This is a genomic window from Corallococcus sp. CA041A (assembly GCF_003612075.1).
Classification (GTDB): domain Bacteria; phylum Myxococcota; class Myxococcia; order Myxococcales; family Myxococcaceae; genus Corallococcus; species Corallococcus exiguus.
In genome coordinates this window covers 1-4,951 of record NZ_RAWF01000419.1, presented here as the reverse complement: position 1 = coordinate 4,951, position 4,951 = coordinate 1, and the positions used below count along the sequence as shown (strand labels likewise).

The 4,951-nt window shown below is 71.4% G+C and carries 3 protein-coding genes and 1 pseudogene; 2 read left to right on the top strand and 2 right to left on the bottom strand.

Features of this window, described 5'->3' with window-relative positions; all coding sequences use genetic code 11:
• On the bottom strand, positions 1-302 hold a 302-nt coding region (locus D7V77_RS40120; RefSeq protein ID WP_147452320.1), incomplete at its 3' end, for a CinA family protein.
• The gene (locus tag D7V77_RS40115; RefSeq protein ID WP_120581460.1) at positions 299-1,408 is read right to left on the bottom strand and encodes a GRAS family protein; all 1,110 of its coding nucleotides are present in this window, start codon (positions 1,406-1,408) and stop codon (positions 299-301) included. The genes D7V77_RS40115 and D7V77_RS40120, both read right to left, overlap by 4 nt.
• A 412-nt stretch (positions 1,409-1,820) precedes the next feature.
• On the opposite strand from D7V77_RS40115, the gene D7V77_RS40110 reads away from it, so the two are divergent.
• Together D7V77_RS40110 and D7V77_RS40105 are read left to right on the top strand one after the other, a co-directional pair.
• A complete protein-coding gene (locus D7V77_RS40110; protein ID WP_120581459.1) occupies positions 1,821-4,601 on the top strand; it encodes a TonB-dependent receptor in 2,781 nt (926 codons plus the stop codon).
• A gap of 1 nt (position 4,602) precedes the next feature.
• Positions 4,603-4,951: pseudogene (locus D7V77_RS40105) on the top strand (hypothetical protein); the annotation flags it as partial.

The window sequence follows — 4,951 nt, the reverse complement described above, 5'->3', positions numbered from 1 at the left end:
GTCTCCGCCACCGCCCAGTCCGCCCACGAACGCTCCAGCGCCCCCGCCGCCATCGCGCCCACTGCCTCCGCGCTCACCGAGCCGTGCGCCTGCAACAACGCCAGCGGCACCCCCAGCTGCTCTCCCTTCGACTCGTTCGAATACGGCACGAACCCTCGCTCCACCACCGCCGATGCCCCCGGCACCTCCGTCAGCGCCGCCGTCATCAGCCCTCCCGTACACGCCTCCGCCAATGCCAGCCGCACCCCGGCCTCACGGCACCTCGCGATGACCTTCGGCGCCAACGCCTCCAGGTCGCTCACGCGCCGTCTCCCGGCACCGCCGCCAGCACCGACACCAGCACGTCGCCCCGGAAGGTGATGCCCACCGTGCCCTCCTCCACGCACAGCCCCACCGCCGGGTGCACGTCCGCCGGACACACCGCCTCCAGCCCGCCCCTCGGCGCAAAGCCTGCTCGCTGCAACCGCTCCCACCAGGCCAGGGCCGGCTCGTGGCGCTCACACCGCTCCGATTCGTTCACCGTGCCCACGATGTCATCCACCTCCCGGCCGAAGAATCGCTTGATGGCGCGACGCTCCGCGCTCGGTATCTCCAACGTATCCAGCAACTGGAACACGCGGGAGAAGTGATTCCACGCGTTCTTCAATCGCTCACGCGCCGGTGCACGGTGGTGATCCACGTGGGGCTCGCACATCACCACGCCCACCGGGCCCAGCGACGCCAGCCTCGCCAACACCGCGTCGCGCGCCTCCATGCCTGACGTCTCCTTCTCCGCCACGTGGTGCATCGCGAACGCCGCGTTCACCACCAGCGGCCGGCGCACGGCTCGCAACGCCGCCCATGTCGCCACGTCCAGGTCCTCCACCGGCGACTCCAGCTTCACGAACTCGAGCGACAGCCCCACCTCGTCCGCCACCGCCAGCACCGCGTCGCGCGCCTCCACCAGGCTCGTGCCGCTGGGGTCCACTCCCACCACTGTCAGGTGCCGGGGCAGTGCTCCTGTCCTCGCCAGCGCTCGCAGCAGGTTGCACTCCTGCCTCCCCTGCCCGATGCCCACGTCCAGCAGCGTCGGCTCCGCGTGCCCTCGCAGGAAGTCCGCGAGCAGCGCGTTCGCCACCGCGTCCGCCGCCGACGCCAGCGGCAGGTGTTTCATCAACCGCCGGAACAACTCAATCTGTGGCGCGCCTCCGTCCACCTCCGACGCCCGGTACGGATGCAGCGCGCCCGTCGCGCCCTCCAACCGGCGCGACAATGCCGTGGCGAACACGGCGTAGTTCTCGTCCTCGGGAATGCGCTCCGCGTCCAACAACCGATAGAGCGCGGCCAGCGCCTCGACCGCCTCTATCGTTCGCGCTGACAACGCATGGTCCATCGCCCGGAGCAGCAGTTCGTCCTTCGGCGTCCGCATGCGCCCTCCCCGCGGAACCCTGGCCGTGGCTTCCGCTCGACATGAAAAAGTGTAACGACCGCCCGTGGCGCGGCTCCAGGGGGCGGCACCTCGGGACAGAGGGCCGTGCGCGTTCGCACAGCGCGCCGCCCTCGGGGACGGAGTGGCGCGGCGCGGGGGGAATGGCGGGGGGATTCGAGCGCCCCGGCGACTCCTGGCACTGCATCCCATAGACTTCGCGTGAAAAGGCACCACCGGGATTCGCCTCCCGGTCCGTATGCCCTCCGTGAACCGACTTCCGCCACGGGCCGGGGAAGTCATGGGCGCCTTGGGCCGAATCCATGAACGCATGCAGTGTCCTCGCCGGGCCGGAGCACTCCGGCGCCAGCGCGGGTGTCACTTTCGCGGGGGTCCGGTGTTGAAGCGCCCGCCCATGTTCCTCCCCCGTGCCGCCCCCCTGGCGCTGACGCTCGTGCTCCTGTCCGCATCGACCGCCCTCGCGCAGGGCGTGCCCTCCTCCACCAGCGAGCCTCGCGCCGTGGAGGTGGACGTCCACGCCACCGACGCCGGCCAGGCCCTCTCCGCCGAGGACGCCCTCCGCCTGGGCTTCTCTCCGGACGCAGGTGACACGGCGCTCGTGCCGCCCAGCCTCACCGCCGACGCTCCCGCCGCATGGCCTGAAGGACTGGAGGGCACGCCGGGCGAGGTGGAGCTGGAGCTGCTGGTGGACGTGGAGGGCCGCGTCGCGGAAGCCAAGGTGGTGCGCGCCGCCGCCGAGCCTCGCCTTACCGACGCGGCGCTCGCTGCGGCCCCGGGCCTGCGCTTCACCCCGGCCACACTGGCTGGCACTCCCGTGGCCGTGCGCCTGCCCTTCATCTACCGGTTCACGCCGCCCGTGCAGGTTCCCGCCTCCACCACGCGCATCACCGGCGAGGTGCGCGCACGCGGCACGCGTCGCCCGCTACAGGACGCGGCCTTCTTCCTGGACGGCGCGCTCCAGCCCGCCACCACCACGGACGCTCGGGGTCTCTTCACGGTGGACGTATCGCCGGGCTCGCACACGCTGGAGGTCCGCGCTCCTGGTCATGCGACGACGGTGTTCACGGAGACGCTGACGCAAGGACAGACGCTCCAGGTCGTCTACCGGCTCCAGCCTCGCGAGGTGAACCCCTACGAGACCGTCGTGCGCGACGAGCGTCCACGCACGGAGGTCACCCGCATCAGCCTGCACGAACAGGAGATCCGCGAGGTGCCCGGCACGCTGGGCGACCCGTTCCGCGTGGTGATGCTGATGCCGGGCGTGGGCAGTCTCGCGTCAGGCATCAGCTATCCGGTGGTGCGTGGCAGCCAGCCCGCCGCCACGGGCTTCTTCCTGGACGGCGTGCGCATCCCGATGCTGTACCACCTGCTGCTCGGGCCCGCGGTAGTGCACCCGGACTTCATCGACACCGTGGACTTCTATCCGGGCACGCCGCCGGTGCAGTACGGCCGCGTGCTGGGCGGCGCGGTGGAGGGGCGCCTCAGCCGTCCTCGCGAAGACCGGCTGCACTTCACCGCGTACGCGGACCTGCTCAACGCGGGCGGCTTCATCGAGCAGCCCTTCGAGTCCACCGGCACCAGCGTCAGCCTGGCGGGCCGCTTCAGCTACTCCGCGCTGCTCATCTCGCTGGCGGCCAATGCCTTGCAGAACTCGGAAGCGGAGCGACTGCGCGCGGGCTTCTGGGACTACCAGGCGCGCGTCGAGCAGAAGGTGGGCAAAGGCCGCCTGCGCCTGTTCGCGCTGGGCAGCTCCGACGACGTGGGCATCTCGCCGGAGCTGCGGGCCGAAGCGGACGGGGCCGGCGTCGTGTCCCGCTTCCACCGCATCGACCTGCGCGGCACGCACCCGGTGGCGGACGGCGAGGGCGAGGTCGACATCACGCTGGGCTGGGACGGCCTGGGCCTCACCGGCGAGCGGACGCGCGACACCGGTGGCGACCTCTTCCGCGAGAAGGTGGGCGAGTACGGGCTGCGCCAGGCGAGCATCGCCGCGCGCGCGGGGTGGCGCCGCACGCTGACGTCCTCGCTGGACCTGGCCGTGGGCGCGGACGTGGAGCACCGCCGCTCCGCCACCACGCTCATCGGCACCGCGCGGCCTCCGGGCTGGCGGCCCTCCGACGACGCGGATCCGCTCAAGCGGCCCAGCGCGCTGGCCACCTTCTCCGGCGCGTATGCGTCCGTCACGTGGAAGCCCTCGGAAGACTGGGTGGTGACGCCGGGCCTGCGCGTGGATGCGTACCACCTGGTACCGGGCATGACCTTCACCGCGGTGGAGCCGCGCCTGTCCGTACGCCGCACACTGACGGACACCCTCACGCTCAAGGGCGGCGCGGGCCTGTTCCACCAGCCGCCCACCGTGCTCGTGCACGTGCCCGCCATCGACACCGCGAGCCTGCGCTACGGCCTCCAGTCCGGCGCGCAGTTCGACGTGGGCGCGGAGTGGAAGGCCTTCGAGGGGCTGGAGCTGAGCGCGGACGCGTACTTCAACCCGCTCTCCCGCGCGGTGGAGTTCGACCTGGTGGACGTGGCGGAGAACCGCCGCCGCCGGAGCGGCCTGGGCGAGGACCCCGCCACCACCGGCTACGCCTACGGCTTCGACCTGATGGCGCGCCATCCGCTGGGCCGCCACTGGTTCGGCTGGGTGTCCTACAGCTTCCTGCAGAGCAAGCGGAAGGCGCGCTTCGCCCGCATCGGCGACGACAACCGCGTGCTGGAGACGGTGGAGGGCACCCTGCCCTTCGCCTTCGAGCAGGCGCATACCTTCAACGCCGCGCTCAGCTACAAGTTCGGCAACAACTGGACCGTGGGCACGGTGGTGCACTTCAACACCGGCCGTCCGGAGACGGGGCAGCTCACCTCCCAGACGCAGCGCTGGGTGACGAACGGCGACGGCTCGACGGAATGGGTGCGGCAGGACTTGGACCGCACGCAGCGGCTGGCGCCGTTCTTCCGCGTGGACGCGCGCATCGCGAAGTCGTGGGCCTACCAGGACTTCACCCTGGATGCGTCACTCGACGTGCTCAACCTCTCCGCACAGCAGGAGGTGGTGGCCTACGAGTACCGCTCCGAAGGCGGCGACTACGAGGGCTCCCCCCACAAGGACGTCCGCCCCGTGCAGGTCCCCATGCGCATCCCCGTCATCCTCCCCCTCTTCGGGCTCAAGGCGACCTACTGACATGCGACGCGCACTCGTCACTTCCCTGGGACTGCTGGCCTTCACCACCGCTGGCTGCGACCGCCATCCCGAGGACCCCATCTTCGCGTACGGCCGCGCGCTCCACCGCGACGGCACGCCGCGCTCCGGCGAGACGCTGACCCTGGAGCGGCTGGAGGACGACGTCTTCACGCCGCTCACCACCGCCACCACGGAGGCCTCGGGCGACTTCACCCTGGAGATGCTGTCCGGGGACGCCGTGCGCGAGGAGGACTACTACAGGCGCTCGAACCGCCTGCGGCTGGCGCTGCCGCTGGACGCGGACGGCAGCGGCACCTTCCTCTCGTTCACCCCGCAGGACGACGTGGAGC